This is a genomic window from Streptomyces sp. NPDC028305, assembly GCF_055569495.1.
In genome coordinates this window covers 82,823-101,292 of sequence record NZ_JBVHTN010000011.1, presented here as the reverse complement: position 1 = coordinate 101,292, position 18,470 = coordinate 82,823, and the positions used below count along the sequence as shown (strand labels likewise).

Here is an 18,470-nt window from a genome sequence, read left to right as displayed (position 1 = left end):
TCTCATGATCGGCACACGGGGCTGGTGGGTTGGTCGGCGAGGTAGAGCGACTGTTCGCTTCGCGTGAAGGACCGTTGGACCGCTCGGCAAACCTTCCTGAGGGAGGAGGCGGGGTTGGGGAGCGAAATGTCCCACAGCCGGACCGTCGAGTCGTCGCCGGCGGTGGCCAGGGTGTGGCCATCCGGGCTAAAGGCCATCAATCCCACGACGTTGGTGGGCCTGGTCGGGGTAGTGCGCGGTATGCCCGTTGCCACATTCCACAGTCGCACCGTTTTGTCGATGCTGGCGGTGGCCAGGGTGCGGCCGTCCGGGCTGAACGCCACGGACGCCACGATGTCGGTGTGCCCGGTCAAGGTGGTGGGCGGTATGCCCGTTGCCACATTCCACAGTCGCACCGTTTTGTCGATGCCGGCGGTGGCCAGGATGCGGCCGTCCGGACTGAACGCCACGGACACCACGGCGTCGGTGTGCCCGGTCAGGGTGGCGCGTCGTTTACCGGTCGCCACATCCCATCGCCGGACCTTCCCTTTCTCCATACCCGCGGCCAGGGTGCGGCCGTCCGGGCTGAACGCCACGGACAGCACCTCCCCACTGTCCCCGGTCAGGGTGGCGCGTCGTTTACCGGTCGCCGCGTCCCACAACCGCACCTTGCCGTCCCACCCACCGCTGGCCAGGGTGCGGCCGTCGGGGCCGAACGCCACCGACCCCACGACCTGAGTGTCCCCGGTCAGGGTGGCGCGCCGTTTGCCGGTTGCCACATCCCACAACCGCACCTTGCCATCCCACCCTCCACTGGCGAGGGTGCGGCCGTCCGGGCTGAACGCCACCGACCCCACAGTGTCGGTGTGTCCGGTAAGCGCGGCGCGCCGTTTACCTGTCGCTACATCCCACAGGCGCACTGTTGTGTCGTCGCTGCCGCTGGCCAGGGTGCGTCCGTCCGGGCTGAACGCCACCGACGTCACAATCTTGGTGTGGCCGGACAGTGCGGTGCGCGGCCTGCTCGTTGCCACATCCCACAGACGCACTGTTGTGTCGTCGCTGCCGCTGGCGAGGGTGCGGCCGTCCGGACTGAAGACGATCGAGTTCACCAGGCCGGTGTGTCCGGTCAGGGTGGCGCGCCGTTTACCGGTCGCCACATCCCATAGCCGGACCTGCCCATCCTCCGCACCACTTGCCAGAACGCGGCTGTCCGGACTGAACGCCACCGACCACACACCCTCGCCATGCCCGGTCAGGGTGGTACGCGGTCTGCCCGTCGTCACATCCCACAGGCGCACCGTCTTGTCGACGCTGCTGCTGGCGAGGGTGCGTCCGTCCGGGCTGAACGCCACCGACCCCACGATCTGAAAGTCCCCGGTCAGGGTGGCGCGCCGTTTGCCGGTCGCCGCGTCCCACAACCGCACCTTGCCATCCCACCCTCCACTGGCCAGGGTGCGGCCGTCCGGGCTGAAGGCCACCGACTCCACGGTGTCGGTGTGTCCGGTAAGCGTGGCGCGCCGTTTACCGGTTGCCGCATCCCACAGGCGCACCGTTGCGTCGTCGCTGCCGCTGGCCAAGGTGCGGCCGTCCGGGCTGAAGGCCACCGACTGCACGCTCTCGGTGTGTCCGGTCAGGGTGCCACGCCGTTCGTCAGTCGCAACGTCCCATAGCCGCACCTTCCCGTCCCACCCTCCGCTGGCGAGGGTGCGGCCGTCCGGGCTGAACGCCACTGACCACATACCCTTGCTGTATCCGGACAGGGTGGTCCGCGGCCTACCGGTCGCCGCATCCCACAACCGGACCTTCCCATCCTTCCCGGCGCTGGCGAGCGTGCGGCCGTCCGGACTGAATACGACCGAGTTCACGGCCTCGGTGTGTCCGGGGAGACGGCGTTGGAGGGGAAGGGCAGCCGCGGCGAAAAGGCTGGTGGTGGCCTCCTTAGTTGGGCTGGTCCGGTACGCCTGGACCGCCAGGAGCGAGGCCAGGTCGGGGTTGGAGTCCAGGAGGCCGGCCGACTGGGCGGCCAGCTGACGGGAGAGTGCGGTCTGCTGGGCGGTGAGCGCCTGGCGCCGTTGTTGTTCGCTGGTCCGGTATTGCTGCCAGGCGACCAGTCCGGCGGTGAGAGCGAGGACGAGCAGGATCGAGACGGAGGTGGCGAACTGGCGCAGGCGCCGGGTGGTGCGGGCAGCTGCTGCTTCTTCGCGGTGGTGGGCGGCGGAGCTGCTGGTGAGGAAGTCGCGTTCCAGGGGGGTGAGGTCGCTGTGGGCGTCAGCGGTGGGGAAAGCTTCTTCGGCGGCGGCGAGGCGGGTGCCCCGGTAGAACACGCCGCGATCGCGGCCGAGGGCCTGCCAAGTGTGGGCGGCGTCGGTGAGCTGGCGGTGGAGGCGCAGGCGGTCGCGATCCTCGTCGATCCACTTCCGCAACCGGGGCCAGGCGGCGATGAGGGCTTCGTGGGCGAGGTGAACGGTGTGGCCATCGAGGATGACCAGTCGGGTTTTCGCCAGGCGTTCCAGTACTTCAGGGGCGGCGGGCGAGGTCTGGGTCACCAACTCCTCCCGAGGCGCGGGCCTTCGGGTGTCCTGTGCGCCCTCTCCCGGGGCGATCAGGCGCAACAGTGTCCGGCGAGCATGGGTGGCCTGGTCGTGGGTGAGGTGGGTGTAGAGGTCTTCGGCGGTCTGGGCGATGGCGCCGTGGACGCCGCCGGCGGCTTCGTAGGCGGTGAGGGTGAGGGCGCGGCCTTTGCGGCGGTGCCAGGTTTCCAGGAGGGCGTGGGACATCAGGGGCAGGGCGCCGGGTTCGCCGTCGACTTCGTCGATGATGCGGGCGGTCAGGGTGCGTTCGACGATGAGGCCCGCGGCCTGGGCGGGTTTGACGATGGCCTCGCGCAGTTCATCGCGGCTCATGGGCGGGACCAGGAGGGTGGCCTCTCGCAGCGCGTCGGCGAGCGGACGGTGGCCGGCCAGGTGTCCGAAGAAGTCCGCCCGTACGGCGAGCAGCACCCGCAGCCGACCAGTGGGGTCCTGGGCGGTCAAGAGGCGGTCGATGAACGCGGCGCGTTCCGCCGGGTCGGTGCAGAGGGTGTAGAGCTCTTCCATCTGGTCCACGACCAGCCACGTGTCCCCCTCTCCGCCCTCCTTCGGGACCAGCCGCTGCTCGTGGTCGCGCACGGGGTGGCCACCGGGGGTGATGACGCGCAGGGCCGCCGGACGTAAGGCAGGGTTGTCAGTGGTGCGCAGATGGGGGATGAGGCCGGCACGCAGCAGGGAGGACTTGCCGCTGCCGGACGCGCCGACCACCGCCGTTATCCGGTGGTGGCCGGCCAGACGCATCAGGTCGTCGATGAGTTGGTCGCGGCCGAAGAACAGGGCCGCGTCATCGGGCTCGAAGCGGGCCAGGCCCCGGTACGGAGGCTCGGCGTCCTCATCGGACCGCGGCTCGGTGGCTTCCTCGGCAGCCGCCTGCCGCCACCGCTCTTCCCACTCCTCGGGGTCGCCGCCGCAGGCCTGTACGTAAGCCAGCACCACCGGCAGGCTCGGCAACCGCTCCCCGGCGGCCGCCTGGGACAGCGTGCTCGCACCGTGGTCGGTCCGCGCGGCCATGGCCCGGTACGTAGGGCTGCCGGCCTCCGCCCGCAGCTTCCGCAACTCGAACGCCAACCGCTGCACCGGACCCGCGCTCGGATCCAGCGCACTCTCAGGACGCCCCGCCATCGGTCACTCCTCCCCCCCCCCGCCTCCCCCCGGACGCGGATCGACCGCCCGCCAAGCTACGCACGCCCTGCCGGGTCGGCAAGAGCTGTGAGCTGGGGCGCAGGCATTGATCAGACCGGCGGAACGGGGCTGCCATTCAATTCCCCGGCCGCTGAACTCGATGTCAGGCACCAACCGGGCCGACGCCACGGGGCGTTCGCCGGATCGGTGTTCACATCTCCACTCATCCGGAAGGACACATTCACCATGACCACACACAGGCGTACCGGGCTCGCCCTCGCAGCCGTCATGTGCGGCGCGGCGGTCGCCGCCGGCCCGGCCGCGGAGGCCATCGCGGCTCCCGCGCCGACCTCGGCTTCGAGCGCGGTCATCCAGCAGTCGGTCTCGGCGCAGGGCTCCACGGACACGGCGAAGGGAGCGGCCACCGTGCAGGCGGCGGCCCACCGTCAGTGGCGGAGCTGGATCTCCGGCGACTACCTCAACAGGCACGGCAAGAAGTGGGTGTCCCAGCCCTACAAGTCGAAGGGCAAGTGGGCGGGCGCGTTCGTGCGGTGCTACAACAACCGCGCGCAGATGCGGGTGCGGATCCTGAACGTCGATGCCGGACGGTACATCGCGGACAAGAAGGAGCGGTGCAACCGCGACGCCAGCATCAAGGTCTGGACGAAGAACTTCCAGCGCCAGGACCGCCTGAAGATCATCCTCCTGGGCAACCAGGGCTCCTACGTCTCGGCCTACTACAAGACCCGGTGAGCAGAGCGGCGCCGGGCCGGGAAGCCATACGCCCACCCGGCGCCGCCCACCTCCGCATCAGGGCCCACAGGGCGTGGGCCCGTGACTGAACACCATCTCTGACCTGCGCGGACATTCCTGGACTGTCCCGGACGCCCGGAATCGTTGCCGTAGCCGCCGGACACTCGGAGGCTGTTGCTCACCGCCTCGTGGCGGCAGCCCCGCGTCGGCATCCGTCGATGTCAGCGACGGCAGGCAAGCGGCTCAGGCCCCCGGACCTCCGAGACGTCCGGTACGTGTCCGCGCCGCAATCCACTTCATCAGCGATCCAGCGATCCAAGGAGCATCACCATGCACAGCACACTCGTGAAGTCGACGTTCCACGGCCGGTTTCAGCATCAGGAAGAGGAGGACGATTACTACCAGGGCCGCTGTTGCCGCCCATCGACTGCCTGCTGAAGTGTCAGCAGGCCACGGACAGGTCTCTACAGTCGCGGCAGCGGGTGGGTTCTGCCGCACGGAAGGCGCGTTCGCAGCCGTCGCAGGTCTGCCAGGGCAGGGGAGTGGCCGGGGGTGTGCGGGGCACGTGAGCGGGGGAGTCGGGGACGGGGAGGGGCGGTTCGCCGAGGCGGAAGGCCAGGATGCGGGCCGGGCGGGAGCGTAAGCAATCCGGGAGGCCGGTCGTGAGCGCGCCGGTGATCTGCCTCGGCCCCACGCCCGCAGCGAGCCACTGCGTGACGGCCGGGGCCAGCTCGGCCACCTCGCGCCCGGAAAGGATCAGCCGTGGGTCGGCGATCCGCAGCGAGGTGAGGACGGCGACGGCCTGCTCGTCGGCCTCGCCGAGTGGCGGCGGGGGAGCGGGTGCGGGGGTGGGTTCCGGCGCTGGTGGTGCGGGCAGGTCGCGTTGCGGTACGTCGCGGAAGTACGTACGCGTACGAATCAGCCCGCCGGGCCCGCGCTGGCGGCGCCGCTCCAGATAACCGGCGGCCTCCAACTCCCTGAGCGCCCGCGAGATCAGGATCTCGCCCTCCGTGAAGTGCTCGCACAGTGCGGCGATGCTCACGGGTGCGCCATCCGGCAGCGAGAGGATGTAGGCCGCGACGCCGATCGTGACCGCGCTTCCGCGCCGTTGCGCGAGGGCGTTCGAGATCACCGTGAAGTTGGCGTCGAGTCGAGTACGGATGTGGATCACGCCGGAGGTCGATGCTCCGGCGTCGGCGCGCGCATGCGCGTTAGACTGCGGCTCAGCCATCGGGAAGGTCTCTTCTTCCTGATCGGTCAGGCCCTCGTTCGGGATGCCAGTCCCGGCCGGGGGCCGTCGTCTGTTTGGGGTTGTTTCGGCGAACGTAACCGCATGCATCCCGCACCCGCAAGCCGGTCACTCGTACGGGTGATGCGGGGGAAGGGAGGGTGGGTGGGGGGTTCTTTTCCTCAGGTTCTTTAGGGGAGTTCGTGGCCCACCGGGCCCCCGCGCACGAGGACCCGGCGGGGCGGGAACACCGACTACGGCTGACTTCGACCGGCTCCCGGTGGGCTCAGGGACGGTGGCCGGTCTTCAGTCTGGTTATGAAGACCGCCCAGGATGTCATCGGGAAGAGCAGCGCCGGGCCTTGAGGGTTCTTGCTGTCACGGACTGGTACGACGCCGGGGATCCCGTCGGCCACCTCCACGCAGTTGCCACCCTCCTGATTGCTGTAGCTGCTTTTGCGCCAGGCGGCGCCGTTCAGATCGGGACGGGACACTCGCTCCACGGTGGTTGCCCTCCATCACGGATCGGATCATGTCGAGAGACATGTATGGGGGCAGAGATACTGCCCGCAGCCGATCGTAGGTCACCGCAAAGCGCCTTACTTCGCTTGGTTCTTCGATGAGTTGGCCGTAATGGGCGCCTTCGGTGTAGGTCACTTCCGAGCTGTCCGGCAACGTCAGCACGGTCATGGAACCGCCCATCACGTCGTGCTCGCCCTGCTCGAACGGCAGCACCTGCACGGTGATGTGGCGCTGCTCCGATGCCTCCAGCAACCGGGCCAACTGCTCCCGCATGACGGCCGCGCCGCCCACCGGACGTCTCAGTACTGACTCGTCCAGGACGACCCACAAGTCGGGCCGGTCGATGGACGTGAGCCGGTTCTGCCGACCGAGACGGGCGGCGACTCGCTCCTTCAAGTGCTCCTCGCCCGTGAGCGACAGACCAACACTCAGGACGGCCCTCGCGTAGTCGTCCGTCTGTAACAGGCCAGGGACGACATGCGCCGCGTACTCCTTGATCGACACCGCCCGTTCCGAGTAAGCCATGAACGCCCGCGACCAGTCCGGGAACGCCTCGCGGTACACGTACGGCCACATGTCGATCAGCAGGTTGTCCGCCCCGAGGGCGGACTCGAGCCTCTGCGTCAGCTCAAAGGTCGGTTTCGCTCCCAAGGCCCGCTCGATTTGAGTGATCCGGGAGCCGACCACGTGCGTCTTCGCGCCCAGCTCCACCTGGGTCAGCCCTGCGGCCATCCGGAGTCTGCGCACCTGCGAACCGAACAGCGCCGCCATGGACGACTGGGGATCAATACCTTTGGCCAAAACATCACTTCCGTTCCTTACGGGATGAGAGGTAATGCGTTACGGCCTTTTGAGCGTAGCCCTGCCAGGCGAACCTTGAGTACGGAACGTCACGATGCGCACACGCTGCGAATCGTGCGAAAGAGCGATGGACAGAAATGGACAACAACCGTGCTGAAGGCGACCACCACGCTGCCGGACGAAAGCGCGCAGCTCCCCTCGACACCGCGCGGGGCCCGGCTCGCCAGGAGGCTCGCCGTGCGGCGCATGGAGGAGTGGGGGTTTTCGCCCGCCTCGGACACGTCCTGCACCGTGTCGCTGCTGGTGGCGGAGCTCGCCTCCAATGCCGTACGCCACGGGCGCGTGCCCGGGCGGGACTTCCGGCTCCGCGTCACCGTCGAAGTGCCGACGCGCACCATTCGCATCGAGGTCTCGGACGCCCGCGAGGACCGGCTCCCGGCCAGGCCGCCGACTCCCTCAGCTGAGGAAGAGGCGGGTCGAGGGCTGCTGCTCGTGGAGCAGCTGGCCACGCGCTGGGGCGTGACCCCTCGTAACCCGGTCGGGAAAACGGTGTGGGCGGAGGTGGCGGTCGGGGCGTCCAGCTGACCGGTCCGCTTGGCTCGGCTCAACGGGCATAAGGGTCGTCCGGCTCCTGCTTGGTGGTGGCGTCCTGGTCGGCGCGGAAGGCGTTCAGCGAGATGTCGGGAGCAGTGCGGGGCATGGCCGCGAACTCGCCGCGCGGGACGAACCGCCTGCGGTGCCCGTCCCGCGTGAGGGTGAAGGCCTGAGCTTCCTGGGCGGCGTCCATGATCTCCTTGGACCTGGTGCGCAGATCGCGTTGGGTGATTTCAGGCTTTCCGCTCATATCGCCTACGGTAGTCGTCCGTGCCAGCCGGTGCTACAGGGTGCCAATGGCTTCGCGTCGGAACTACTCGCCCGCGCGGCCCGTCCCCGCGGTGGCCGACAGCGCGGTGATGCTGTCGCCGGTGGCGACGTAGAGCCGCCCGAAACCGGCCGCGGCTTCGAAGGTCTCCGACGGCTTGTGCTTCCACCGTGATTTACCGTTCGCCGCGTTCACGGCCCAGATGAACGGCCACCGATAGTCGTCGTCCGGCTCGTAGTAGTAGCCCACGTCGCTGGCGATCCGCTGGCCGACCAGGACGTAGACGGTGGAGTCGGCGACCAGGAGGTTCACCAGGCCGACCTTGCCTTCGGGCATCACGGAAGAGCGCCACTTCTCTTCACCGGACCGGGGGTCGAGCGCGTGGAGCGTCAAGGTCGTACGTCCGGCGGCGTCCGCGGTCTGCGTGGTGACAAAGACCTGCGAGCTGTTCGCGTTCGCCGCCGGGATACCGAAGCCTCCGTACCCTTTCGCGGGTCGTTTCTTGGTCCAGATCCGGTCTCCGGTGGCGGGGTCGAAGGCGGTCAGCCGGTCGGCCGCGTAGACGAGGGCGCCGCCCGACGCGCACAGGTTGGGGAGTTGGCTGACATCGCCCATGGCCTCGGGCAGAGGCGTCGTCCATCCCGGAGCGCCCTTCTTCCGGGCGTTGAGCACCTGGAGGCGGGCCTGCTGTCCGCTGCCGTAGGTGGAGAGCAGGTGAAACACCCGGTTCCCGGAGGGCGGCACGACCACGGTGGCGAATCCGGCGGACTTGGCGAACTCGCGCTCCCAGATCTTGCGGCGCGACGCGATGTCCACCGCCCAGACCATGTTGAAGTTTCCTCTTTCGATCGTGCTGCCGGTGGCGTAGACGATCCCGTCCCGCCCACCGGACATTGAGCCGATGTAATACGGGTGCGGGGCAACGGGCGCTGACCATGTCCGCTTCCCCCTCGCGAGATCCACGGCGACCACTTGTGCGTCCACGTCGCTCGCGGCATCGACGGGGAGCGGGCCCCCGGCGCCGAGATAGAGCATGCTGTCACGGACCACACCGGCGCAGACTCCCCTGGCCCCGAGGACGTCCACGCCCAGCAGCGGCAGTCTCCAGCGCGTGTTTCCCGCTGTGTCGAAGCTCCACACCGCTTCGGCGGACTCGTCCGAGTCCGGCCGAGCCCCGATCCACAGGACGCCGCCCTTGTGCGCGATGAGTGAGTCGATCCTCGGGACGCTGCTCCGCCACAGCGGACGCGCTTCCGCCACATCGGCGATCTTGGGCGTCGAGCCCGAGTCCGAGTCCGTGCCCCTGCCCTTGCCGCCGCCAAGGCTCTTCGCGGCGATCACCCCACCACCGATCAGGGCGGCCGCTCCTCCGGCCAGGCCCAGCATTGCCCGGCGGCTCGGTCGCCCGGCCGTCGGTGGCTGCGCGGCCGTCGGTGTCAGGGCGGCCGGCTCGGTGTCGAGCGCCGCGAACGGGACCCTGCTGTCCACGACTTCGGTGACCTGACTGTCCGGGGCCAGCGCGGCCAGGACGTCCGCGATGGCCGGCCGATCGTCCGGCTCCTTGGCCAGACACGCCTCGACGGTGTCCCGGAGAGCCCCCGAGAGGTTGCCGAGCCGCGGCGGTTCGTTGATGATCCGGTGCACGATCGCGGGAATGGTCTCCGCGTCGAAGGGGCCGCGCCCGGTGGCGGCGAAGCCCAGGACGGCGCCGAGCGAGAACACATCACTCGCGGGCCCGGCCTGGTCCGCGCGCACCTGTTCCGGCGACATGAACGCGAACGTGCCGATGACCACGCCCAGGGACGTCAGCGCACTGGCGTCCACGGAACGGGCGATGCCGAAGTCGATGATGCGTGGCCCGTCGGTCGCCATGATGACGTTGCTGGGCTTGAGGTCGCGGTGCACCAGACCACACCCATGGATCGCCGCCAGTCCTTCGGCGAGCCCGGCCCCCAGGGCGTGCAGGGCGTCCGGGGTGAGCGGGCCGTCCGTGGTGACGACCTCGTGCAGGGAGGGGCCGGGGATGTACGCCGTGGCCAGCCATGGCGATGTCGCGTCGGGGTCGGCGGCGATGACCTGCGCGGTGTGGAAGCCGCCGACGAGCCGCGCGGCCTCGACCTCCCGGGTGAAGCGGCGGCGGAACTGTGGATTCCTGGCGTGCTCGGGGCGGATCACTTTGACCGCGACGTGACGGCCGCCGGGAGATCTGCCGAGGTAGACCTGCCCCATGCCACCGGCGCCGAGCCGCCCCTCCAGGACGTAGGGGCCGACCTGGTCGGGGTCTGCCGGGAGCAAGTCGTCCATCAGCGTCCTTTCCGGCCCCGGGCGTCGTTCCCGGCCCCCATGCCCGCTGCCCCTGACCGGAGTTGTCCGGGGACGGTCGAGCGCAGTTTGCCAGACGACATGCGGTGAAGGGCAACGGAGCGGCGGAACCACGAGCCTGGACGGGCGGTCGGTCTGCTGCGATCAGCCGAGGAAACGCGTGTAGGCCCCCGGGGCGGCCAACGCCGCCCCGGAAGCCCCATCACTGCTGGTCGGTGCCGCCTAGAAGCCCTTGCAGCGGGCCCCCGACTGCCAGGGCGCCTTGGCGCCGACGCAGACGTAGACCACGACGCCCTTCGAGGAGGAGTCGCCCCACTGGAAGTGCTTGACTCCGCGCGAAGGCCCGTCCGTGGCCAGCGGCCCCGACCACTGGCGCACCCAGCGGCCGGTGTGCTTCTTGTCGTACCTCACGTACGCCCGGGCGGCCTTGCGGTCCCTGCTGCTGGTGTCCTGCACCCAGGAGGACGAGTAGTCGATGCGCGCGTTGTATCGGTTGTCCCAGCAGATGTGGGTGGCGGCGCGGGCCCCCGACACACTGCCGCGTGCGGAGCGGTGGTGCGGCCAGTTCCTGCCGCACTCCAGCCCCGCGGTCGGGGACGCGGTGGCGCTCTTCTCACTCGTGGCGGCCTTGGCGTCCGAGGACGCGGCGAAGGACGTGGTCGCCTGGGGGAGAATGAGGCTGCCCCCTAACACCGCTGTGCTTGCAGCGAGTATCAGCCTCTTGCTCATGGATATCACTCGATCCTTTGTCGCTTGTTGCTCCATGGGTCTTTGACCTGCGGGAGTGTTCTCCAGCAGGCGCTTGCGCGCTCTCGGCCCCCTGGACGCGCGGGCCACGGGCGCGGCTACGAGTTCATTCTGTGGACCGGGGGCGGTGACGTCGTTCGCCGAGAGCGCCCAGTACTTAGCTTTCGGCGCCAACTGCACATACCGGCACGTCGCGACCGAAACGCGGATGCGGGTGCCGTACGGACACCCCTAGGCTGCGCCCACGGGGAGGGCCAGGCGCTGTATCGACCATCAGTGGATCGGAGACCACGGGGTATGACCAGTCAACTTTTCGCGATCTGCTTCAACGCGACCCGGCCGTCGGACCTGGCGCGGTTCTGGTCCGGGGTCCTGGGCTGGGCGGTGGCCGACGGTCCGGACGACGATGTCGCTGTTCTGCCCCCTGATGCTGCCGGGTTCCGCATCCGTTTCCTGCCGAGCCAGGAGCCGAAGATCGGCCAGAACCGGGCGCACTTCGACCTGACGAGCACCTCCCCGGCGGATCAGCAGCAGACGGTGGCCAGGGCGCTGGAGTTCGGCGGGAAACACATCGACGTGGGCCAACTCCCGGAAGAGCGGCATGTGGTGCTCGCCGATCCGGACGGCAACGAGTTCTGCGTGATCGAGGCGGGCAACAAGTTCCTCGCCGACACAGGCTTCATCGGAGCGCTGGCCTGCGACGGTACGCAGGAGGTCGGTTACTTCTGGAGCGAGGCGCTGCGGTGGCCGCTGGTCTGGGACCAGGACCAGGAGACCGCGATCCAATCGCCGACCGGTGGTACGAAGATCACGTGGGGTGGTCCTCCGGTGGCGCCGAAGACGGGCACGAACAGGCTGTACTTCGAGCTGGCGCTCCCCGCCGACGCCGACTGGGAGGCGGAGGTCGATCGCCTGATCTCGCTCGGCGCGACGCGCACCGACATCGGCGAGGGTGACGGCGTCCGAGTGCTGATGCTCGACCCCGACGGCAACGAGTTCTCCGTAAGGAGGCCCCGGTAGCGGGGCTGGCTGTCGTCGGGTGGCCTGTGTTTCACAGGCGTTCGCCTGTGTCCGCCGCCATCCACGTCCGGTCCAGGGTCAGAGCGGGCCCAGCACCTCTCTGGGTACGGCTGCCAGCTCAAGGGTTTCGAGCACAGTGAGCAGTTGCCGCTCCTCGTAGCGGAAGTGGTTCTCCATGATCGCGGCGATGCCTTCGAGGTGCTGGTCGAGCTCCTCAGGCGGCGCGGCCCGGTCGACCGCGGCACGGAGGCTGCCGAGCAGGTGGGCGATCATCGAATGATCCTGCTCGAGCGAGCGCAGCACCGGGCGCAGTTCTGGGTGCGCGGCTGCGATGGCCGGGAACAAGGTGCGGTCTTCGCCCTGGTGGTGGCCGTCGAGAGCCGTGCAGAAGCCGTGGCAATACAGCAGCAGTTCACGGGTGGCCGATTCCCCGGGGGTGCCGTCGGCGAGGGAGGCGCGGGTCACGGACAGCGCCTCGCGTAGTCGGCGGTGCACCTGACGGAGTTCTTGGCTCCAGGCAACGAGCCTGGTCGTCTCGCGCTCAGTCACGCGAGAGCGAAGGGTGCGACGAGTACATCGTCGGCCTCCTTCGATCCGGCGCCTCCATGCCTGACACGGTCTGCCACCGGCACGCGACGCTTCCCGCACACTACCGCACTTGCTGGCGTCTTTTCCCTGGTCACTGTCGTGTTAGCGGGATGTTAGTGGGGCGGCAGTGGTGCGGTAGTGGCCCCGGCCAGAGTTGTTGTCGTACCGAGCAGACGACGACACCAACTGCCCTTGGGGGACCCGAAATGCGCTCCAACACCACTGCCCGTATCGCCCGCCGCCGCTCCTTCCGCGTTGCCGCCGCGGTCCTGACCGCGGCGGCCGCGCTGACCCTGACGGCCTGCAACGGTGACGCGAAGTCCGCGGGTCCGGCCGATGGGGCCCCGGCCGGGTCAAGCAGCTCCTCGGGTTCCTCGGGTTCCTCGGGTTCCTCGGGTTCTTCCGGTGGTGCGCAGGGTTCCGACGCGAAGGGCAAGGGTGGCTCGGAGGCGGGCGGCGAGCAGGCCGCCGCCGAGGGTGGCGGCAGGGCGCACGCGGGTGTCGAGCGGTGCCGGACCGAGAACCTGGAGGCCGCGTTCGCCACGGGTGAGGACGCGCTTCCGGTGCCGGATGAGGACGGGGGCTCGACGACCGCCTCGATCGTGCTGATCAACAAGAGCACCAGCTCCTGCCGGATCGGCGGTTTCCCCGGTGTGGACCTGACCTCGATCAACGGTGGCGAGCGCTGGTCGCTGGCCCGGTCCTCGCAGAAGTGGAGCTCCTTTGAGCTGGAGGGTGGCCAGAGCACCTCGTTCACCCTCAACCTTGCCTTCACCAAGGAGGAAGAGGGCTTCTACCAGCCGGCCTGGGTCGAGATCACCCCGCCCAACGAGACCAAGTCCCTCAAGATCGAGTGGCCCTGGGAGAACGACTCCCTCGTCGACCAGCGCGGCGCCACCCGCCCCGCCACCTTCGTCAACCCCATCGGCTGACCAACCCACAGTCGCCCACGGAAGCCATCAAGGTCCGCTGCCCCGGTGCGCCACACCAGGGCAGCGGACTTTCCGTTTCACCATCAGATAGGCGCTGCCTATACGGGGCATCGATTTTTGGTCGTGGACCCTCCCGCGGACAGCCCGGTTCACTGTGGCTCACATCAGCGCGGACCGATCGGGCTCGGCCTCGCGCGATCAGGGAGGCTGCAATGACGCATACCCCGGACACCGAGCGAGTCGCGGCGAAACCGTGGTACCGGCAGTTGTACGTCCAGGTGCTGGTGGCCATTGTGGTCGGCATCGTGCTGGGCTGGAGGTGGCCGGATCTGGCCACTTCCATGGAGCCGATCGGCACGACGTTCATCACCGCGATGAAGATGCTGATCGGCCCGATCGTCTTCCTGACCATCATCGGTGGGATCGCCGGGGTCGCGGACCTGAAGAAGGTCGGGCTCACCGGCCTCAAGGCGCTGACGTACTTCCAGGCCGGCACGATCGTCGCCCTGCTGACCGGGCTGGTGGCGATCAACGTCTTCCGCCTCGGCGACGGCGTACACGCCGACCCGTCGACCCTGGACACCTCGGGCGACGCCGGTCAGTACATCGCGAAGGGCGAGCACCAGCACTGGTGGGAATTCCTCACCAATATCGTGCCGAGCAACGTCTTCGGCCCGTTCGTCGAGGGCGACATCCTTCAGGTGATCTTCCTGGCGGTGATCTTCGGCATCGCGCTCAAGGCCGTGGGGAAGGCGGGCGAGCCGTTCATCGCGGGCGCCGGCCGGCTGACCGAGGTCGTCTTCAAGGTGCTGTCGTTCGTCATGAAGGCCGCCCCGCTCGGGGCCTTCGGCGCGATGTCGTACGCCATCGGGAAGTACGGTCTGTCCACGCTGACCAGCCTCGGATCGCTGATCCTGCTCTTCTACGCCACGTCCGTCCTGTTCGTCGTGGTCGTGCTCGGCGGTGTGCTCGCCGCGTATGTGAAGCTCAACATCTTCCAGCTCTTCCGCTACTTCAAGGAGGAGTTCTTCCTGATCCTCGGCACCTCGACCGCCGAGCCCGCGCTGCCGGGGCTCATGCGCAAGCTCCAGCACATGGGGGTCGAACGCTCCACGGTCGGGCTGGTCGTGCCGACCGGCTACAGCTTCAACCTCGACGGTGCGGCGATCTACCTCTCGCTCGCCACGCTCTACATCGCCCAGGCCACCGACACGCCCCTGTCCATCACCCAGCAACTCGGCCTGCTCGCGGTCATGCTGCTGACGTCCAAGGGCGCGGCCGGGGTGGCCGGCGGCGGTTTCATCGCCCTCACCGCGACGCTGTCGACGGTCGGGCACGTTCCGGCGGCGGGCATCATGCTCATCTTCGGCATCGACAAGTTCATGTCGGAGTGCCGGGCGCTGGTGAACTTCTTCGGCAACGCCGTCGCCACCCTCGTGGTCGCCAGGTGGGAGAACGGCGTGGACCTGGCGAGGGCGAGAGCGGTCCTCTCCGGCCGCGCGGCGGACCGACAAACCATGACCCCCGTGCCCGTCCAAGCCGGCCACGGATCCGGGCACGGCTACGGCCACGGCTACGGAGGTACGGAAACCAGCAGGTAGCGGTGGACCGGGCGGCGGCTGCCCGGCGGATAGGTTGGCCCTCCGCAGCCGAAAACGACCGGGGAGGCACCATGGACGCCCGGCAGCTCGAGTACTTCCTGGCCATCGTCGACCACGGCGGCTTCAGCAAGGCCGCCGCCGCGCTGCACGTGGCACAGCCCTCGCTCTCCCAGGCCATGGCCAACCTGGAGGCCGACCTCGGGGTGGCCCTCTTTCACCGGGTCGGCAGGGGAGTGGTGCTCAGTGAGGCGGGCGCGGAGCTCCTGGAGCCCAGCCGGCGCGTCCTGCGGGACCTGGCCGCCGTACGGGACACCGCCGCCGCGCTCACCGGGCTGCACGGCGGCACCGTCGAGGTCGCCACCATGCCCTCGCCCGGCATCGAGCCGCTGACCACGCTCATCCAGCGCTTCGCCGAGCTGCATCCGTCCGTCACGGTGAGCACGCGGGCCGCCTTCACCCCGGACGAGGTCGTCTCGCTGGTCCGCAGCGGCGCCTGCGAACTGGGCCTGTTGGGCAGCGCCGCGCCCGCGCACCCGTCCGGGCTGGATGTCCTGCACGTCGAGGACCAGCCGTTCGTGGTCGTCGCGGCGCCCGGCGGGGCGATCGAGGACGGGGTCACGATCCGGCCCGAGGACCTCGCGGGGCAGAAGCTGATCGCGTCCCGTCCGGGCAGCCTGATGCGAAGCATCGTCGACGACATCACCGCGGGCGGCACGGGGACGGAGATCGTGGCGGTCGTCGACCACCGGACGTCCATCCTGCCGCTGGTCCTCACCGGGGTCGGCGCCGCCGTGCTGCCATCCTCCTGGACCCGGCTGGCGCGCCGCTGCGGCGCCGTGGTCGCGCCCATCGAACCGACCGCCCAGCTGCATGTGGCGATGGTCGGCCTGCCCGCCCACCTCACCCCCGCGGCCCACGCCTTTCTCGCCCTGACCAGGTCATTCGCCCAGCGGCGGGCGCGGAGCGACGGACCCGAAGGCTGACGCGCAACGCCTACGCGTAACGCTTGCGCGGAACCCATCGGCCGCACCTATGGGTCGCATCGGAAGCACATCTTGGACGCGCCGCGACCGCCCTGTGTTGACTCGAACCGACCGCACCCCAGCGAGCCGGAGGGCCGCCGCCATGACCGCACCTCGTACGTTCCGTATCGCCGCCATCCCCGCCGACGGTGTGGGCAAGGAGGTCGCCGCCGCCGGACGTGCCGTCCTGGACGCCCTGGCCGAGGACTCCGCCGGGGCCTTCGCGTTCGAGTGGGAGGAGTTCCCCTGGGGCTGCGAGTACTACGAGCGCACCGGCAAGATGATGGACGAGGACGGTCTCGACCAGCTGAAGGACTTCGACGCCATCTACTTCGGCGCCGTCGGCTGGCCCACCGTCCCCGACCACATCAGCCTCTGGGGCCTGCGCCTGAAGATCTGCCAGAGCTTCGACCAGTGGGCCAACATCCGCCCCGTCCACTTCCTCCCCGGCGTCACCAGCCCGCTGCGCAAGGCCGACGACACCGAGCTCGACTGGGTCGTCGTCCGCGAGAACAGCGAGGGCGAGTACGCCGGCCTCGGCGGCCGTAACCTCTCCGGGCGCGGCCAGGGCGGCGAAGTGGCCGTCCAGACCGCCCTGTTCACCGAGGTCGGCTGCGAACGCATCACGCGCTTCGCCTTCGACCTCGCCCGCACGCGCACCCGGCGCAAGGTCTCCTCCGTCACCAAGAGCAACGCCCAGCAGTACGGCATGGTGCTGTGGGACGACGTCTTCAAGCGCGTCTCCGCCGACTACCCGGACGTGGAGACCGAGAGCGTCCTCGTCGACGCGATGTCCGCGAAGTTCGTCCTCCGCCCCGAGGACCTCTCCGTCGTCGTCGCCTCCAACCTCAACGCCGACATCCTCTCCGACCTCGGTAGCGCCCTCGCCGGCAGCCTCGGCCTCGCCGCCAGCGCCAACCTCAACCCGGAGCGCCGCTTCCCCAGCATGTTCGAGCCCGTCCACGGCTCCGCCCCCGACATCGCGGGCCAGGGCCTGGCCAACCCGATCGGCGCGGTTGGCAGCGCCGCCCTGATGCTCGACCACCTCGGCCTCCCCGCCCAGGCCGCCCGCCTGCACCGGGCGATCGAGGCCACGACCGCCGCCGGCATCCTCACCCGCGACCTCGGCGGCACGGCCACCACCGACGACGTCACCAAGGCCCTCATCGACGGGCTGAACGCCTGACGGCGCTCAGCGGAATCTCCCGGCCGATGGGGCAAAGGGATTGGGCGTATCGCAACGGCCTGATCTTGAAACATGAAAATGGATATGGATCACGAGAGGCTTCCGCGGCCCTCTCAGCCGTCAAAGATCGTTTCGGGCATCGGCGCGAAAGCAGGCACGCCTGTTCGATCAATAGTGGGCGGTAAGGCGAATAATCAAGCCATGTACTTCCTGTCCACTTGCCTTCTCCTGCCCCGGCGACACCATGGTCTGGCTGCGCGAAAAGCGCATCGCACCGCAACCTGGGACGGTCGGGAGACGGATGAAATACGCGTGGCCGGATGCCACCTTCCTCGGGCGGCTGGGGAGCGGCGCCTTGGAAGATCTGCTGAGTCAGGGGACCCCCATGGAGTACCCGACTCATCGTCACCTCTTGCAGCAGGGTGATCAAGGTCGGCACGTCTTGCTGCTCACCCGCGGCGTGGTCAAGGTCGTCGCCAGTTCGGAGAGCGGTTACGAGATGCTGCTCGCCGTCCGGGTGGCCGGTGACTTCGTGGGTGAGATGGCCGCGTTCGAGGACCGCCCCCGATCCGGCACCGTCATCGCCTGTAGTGACGTGAGGGTTCGCGTCATCCAGATGCCCGCGCTGGAGACCTTCCTCACCCGCCACCCGGACGCGATGAAGGCCATGCTGGGCATGCTGAGCGGGCGACTGCGCTGGGCCAACCGGCGTCGCGTCGACTTCCGCGCCTATGACGCGACCACCCGACTGGCGCGGGTGATCGCGGAACTCAGCCGGACATACGGTTCGCGTGTGACGCTCAGCCAGTCCGAACTGGCCTCGCTCGCCGGGTTGGCCACGCCGACGGCCGAGAGGGCGCTCGCGTCTCTCTCCCGACGGGGGCTGGTGGAGCGCGGCTTCCGGCAGATTACGGTCTGTGATGTGCCGAAGCTCCTCGTGTTCGCCAAAGTATTTGATGAGAACCCATATTGAGATGGAATCAAGGACCGATCATCCTCCTAGCGTCTCCGGCAGCACTTCGCAGGAAGTGCCGTCAGAGAGAGGAATGGCCGGGTGGCCGAGTGGTCCGGGTTCTACCCCTGCACATGCGTAGCCGTTGACGCGCAGGTATACGGAGGCAACAACGACCGTAGACAGTCCGAGATCCAGCACGACTTGCCGCGGCTCCTTTCCCGAGCCGCGAGGAGCACCGGACTG

16 protein-coding genes are annotated in these 18,470 nt (G+C 69.0%); 8 read left to right on the top strand and 8 right to left on the bottom strand.

Going from position 1 to position 18,470, the window contains the following annotated elements; all coding sequences use genetic code 11:
- Positions 1-2 precede the first annotated feature (2 nt).
- Positions 3-3,689: an nSTAND1 domain-containing NTPase gene (locus ACZ4WQ_RS40235; protein ID WP_398370666.1), complete on the bottom strand. Its 3,687-nt coding sequence runs from the start codon at positions 3,687-3,689 to the stop codon at positions 3-5.
- A gap of 246 nt (positions 3,690-3,935) precedes the next feature.
- On the opposite strand from ACZ4WQ_RS40235, the gene ACZ4WQ_RS40230 reads away from it, so the two are divergent.
- A complete protein-coding gene (locus tag ACZ4WQ_RS40230; protein WP_358843352.1) occupies positions 3,936-4,442 on the top strand; it encodes a hypothetical protein in 507 nt (168 codons plus the stop codon).
- A 442-nt stretch (positions 4,443-4,884) separates the two neighbouring features.
- On the opposite strand, the gene ACZ4WQ_RS40225 is transcribed toward ACZ4WQ_RS40230, so the two are convergent.
- The 3 genes from ACZ4WQ_RS40225 to ACZ4WQ_RS40215 form a co-directional block, all read right to left on the bottom strand.
- The gene (locus ACZ4WQ_RS40225) at positions 4,885-5,673 is read right to left on the bottom strand and encodes a hypothetical protein (protein ID WP_398370669.1); all 789 of its coding nucleotides are present in this window, start codon (positions 5,671-5,673) and stop codon (positions 4,885-4,887) included.
- A gap of 283 nt (positions 5,674-5,956) precedes the next feature.
- Complete coding sequence (locus ACZ4WQ_RS40220) at positions 5,957-6,085, bottom strand: DUF397 domain-containing protein (RefSeq protein ID WP_468022798.1); 129 nt, start codon at positions 6,083-6,085, stop codon at positions 5,957-5,959.
- The gene (locus ACZ4WQ_RS40215; RefSeq protein ID WP_398370671.1) at positions 6,048-6,962 is read right to left on the bottom strand and encodes a helix-turn-helix domain-containing protein; all 915 of its coding nucleotides are present in this window, start codon (positions 6,960-6,962) and stop codon (positions 6,048-6,050) included. Before ACZ4WQ_RS40215 ends, ACZ4WQ_RS40220 begins: the two co-directional genes overlap by 38 nt.
- A gap of 180 nt (positions 6,963-7,142) precedes the next feature.
- On the opposite strand from ACZ4WQ_RS40215, the gene ACZ4WQ_RS40210 reads away from it, so the two are divergent.
- Positions 7,143-7,577, top strand: a complete 435-nt coding sequence (locus ACZ4WQ_RS40210) for an ATP-binding protein (protein WP_398371787.1) — start codon at positions 7,143-7,145, stop codon at positions 7,575-7,577.
- A 19-nt stretch (positions 7,578-7,596) separates the two neighbouring features.
- Here ACZ4WQ_RS40210 and ACZ4WQ_RS40205 read toward each other — a convergent pair whose 3' ends face one another.
- The 3 genes from ACZ4WQ_RS40205 to ACZ4WQ_RS40195 all read right to left on the bottom strand — a co-directional run bounded on the left by ACZ4WQ_RS40205 (position 7,597) and on the right by ACZ4WQ_RS40195 (position 10,905).
- A complete protein-coding gene (locus ACZ4WQ_RS40205) occupies positions 7,597-7,836 on the bottom strand; it encodes a prevent-host-death protein (protein ID WP_385342507.1) in 240 nt (79 codons plus the stop codon).
- A gap of 63 nt (positions 7,837-7,899) precedes the next feature.
- The gene (locus ACZ4WQ_RS40200; RefSeq protein WP_385342509.1) at positions 7,900-10,158 is read right to left on the bottom strand and encodes a protein kinase domain-containing protein; all 2,259 of its coding nucleotides are present in this window, start codon (positions 10,156-10,158) and stop codon (positions 7,900-7,902) included.
- A gap of 240 nt (positions 10,159-10,398) precedes the next feature.
- Positions 10,399-10,905: a hypothetical protein gene (locus ACZ4WQ_RS40195; RefSeq protein ID WP_385342511.1), complete on the bottom strand. Its 507-nt coding sequence runs from the start codon at positions 10,903-10,905 to the stop codon at positions 10,399-10,401.
- Between the two features lie 315 nt (positions 10,906-11,220).
- Between ACZ4WQ_RS40195 and ACZ4WQ_RS40190 the strand changes: the two genes are divergently transcribed.
- On the top strand, positions 11,221-11,943 hold the full coding sequence (locus ACZ4WQ_RS40190) for a VOC family protein (protein ID WP_398370674.1): 723 nt from the start codon (positions 11,221-11,223) through the stop codon (positions 11,941-11,943).
- Between the two features lie 78 nt (positions 11,944-12,021).
- Here ACZ4WQ_RS40190 and ACZ4WQ_RS40185 read toward each other — a convergent pair whose 3' ends face one another.
- On the bottom strand, positions 12,022-12,492 hold the full coding sequence (locus ACZ4WQ_RS40185) for a hemerythrin domain-containing protein (RefSeq protein WP_311730287.1): 471 nt from the start codon (positions 12,490-12,492) through the stop codon (positions 12,022-12,024).
- A gap of 245 nt (positions 12,493-12,737) precedes the next feature.
- On the opposite strand from ACZ4WQ_RS40185, the gene ACZ4WQ_RS40180 reads away from it, so the two are divergent.
- From ACZ4WQ_RS40180 to ACZ4WQ_RS40160, 5 genes are all read left to right on the top strand, one after another.
- Positions 12,738-13,463 carry a DUF4232 domain-containing protein gene (locus ACZ4WQ_RS40180; protein ID WP_398370676.1) on the top strand — a complete coding sequence of 242 codons (726 nt, stop codon included), beginning with the start codon at positions 12,738-12,740 and terminating at the stop codon, positions 13,461-13,463.
- Between the two features lie 212 nt (positions 13,464-13,675).
- Entirely contained in the window at positions 13,676-15,064 is a 1,389-nt protein-coding gene (gene dctA / locus ACZ4WQ_RS40175) for a C4-dicarboxylate transporter DctA (RefSeq protein WP_311730289.1), read from the top strand.
- Between the two features lie 71 nt (positions 15,065-15,135).
- On the top strand, positions 15,136-16,047 hold the full coding sequence (locus ACZ4WQ_RS40170; protein ID WP_311730290.1) for a LysR family transcriptional regulator: 912 nt from the start codon (positions 15,136-15,138) through the stop codon (positions 16,045-16,047).
- A 142-nt stretch (positions 16,048-16,189) separates the two neighbouring features.
- Positions 16,190-17,272 (top strand): tartrate dehydrogenase, encoded by a 1,083-nt coding sequence (locus ACZ4WQ_RS40165; protein ID WP_398370679.1) that lies wholly within the window; start codon positions 16,190-16,192, stop codon positions 17,270-17,272.
- 244 nt (positions 17,273-17,516) lie between these two features.
- Positions 17,517-18,245 (top strand): Crp/Fnr family transcriptional regulator, encoded by a 729-nt coding sequence (locus tag ACZ4WQ_RS40160; RefSeq protein WP_311730292.1) that lies wholly within the window; start codon positions 17,517-17,519, stop codon positions 18,243-18,245.
- The last annotated feature ends 225 nt before the right edge of the window (positions 18,246-18,470 follow it).

Bases quoted from the DNA above. Each gene is read 5' to 3' on its own strand.
- ACZ4WQ_RS40235 (WP_398370666.1), bottom strand. From the start codon at position 3,689: ATGGCGGGGCGTCCTGAGAGTGCGCTGGATCCGAGCGCGGGTCCGGTG.
- ACZ4WQ_RS40230 (WP_358843352.1), top strand. From the start codon at position 3,936: ATGACCACACACAGGCGTACCGGGCTCGCCCTCGCAGCCGTCATGTGC.
- ACZ4WQ_RS40225 (WP_398370669.1), bottom strand. From the start codon at position 5,673: ATGGCTGAGCCGCAGTCTAACGCGCATGCGCGCGCCGACGCCGGAGCA.
- ACZ4WQ_RS40215 (WP_398370671.1), bottom strand. From the start codon at position 6,962: ATGGCGGCGCTGTTCGGTTCGCAGGTGCGCAGACTCCGGATGGCCGCA.
- ACZ4WQ_RS40205 (WP_385342507.1), bottom strand. From the start codon at position 7,836: ATGAGCGGAAAGCCTGAAATCACCCAACGCGATCTGCGCACCAGGTCC.
- ACZ4WQ_RS40200 (WP_385342509.1), bottom strand. From the start codon at position 10,158: ATGGACGACTTGCTCCCGGCAGACCCCGACCAGGTCGGCCCCTACGTC.
- ACZ4WQ_RS40195 (WP_385342511.1), bottom strand. From the start codon at position 10,905: ATGAGCAAGAGGCTGATACTCGCTGCAAGCACAGCGGTGTTAGGGGGC.
- ACZ4WQ_RS40190 (WP_398370674.1), top strand. From the start codon at position 11,221: ATGACCAGTCAACTTTTCGCGATCTGCTTCAACGCGACCCGGCCGTCG.
- ACZ4WQ_RS40180 (WP_398370676.1), top strand. From the start codon at position 12,738: ATGCGCTCCAACACCACTGCCCGTATCGCCCGCCGCCGCTCCTTCCGC.
- dctA (WP_311730289.1), top strand. From the start codon at position 13,676: ATGACGCATACCCCGGACACCGAGCGAGTCGCGGCGAAACCGTGGTAC.
- ACZ4WQ_RS40170 (WP_311730290.1), top strand. From the start codon at position 15,136: ATGGACGCCCGGCAGCTCGAGTACTTCCTGGCCATCGTCGACCACGGC.
- ACZ4WQ_RS40165 (WP_398370679.1), top strand. From the start codon at position 16,190: ATGACCGCACCTCGTACGTTCCGTATCGCCGCCATCCCCGCCGACGGT.
- ACZ4WQ_RS40160 (WP_311730292.1), top strand. From the start codon at position 17,517: ATGGTCTGGCTGCGCGAAAAGCGCATCGCACCGCAACCTGGGACGGTC.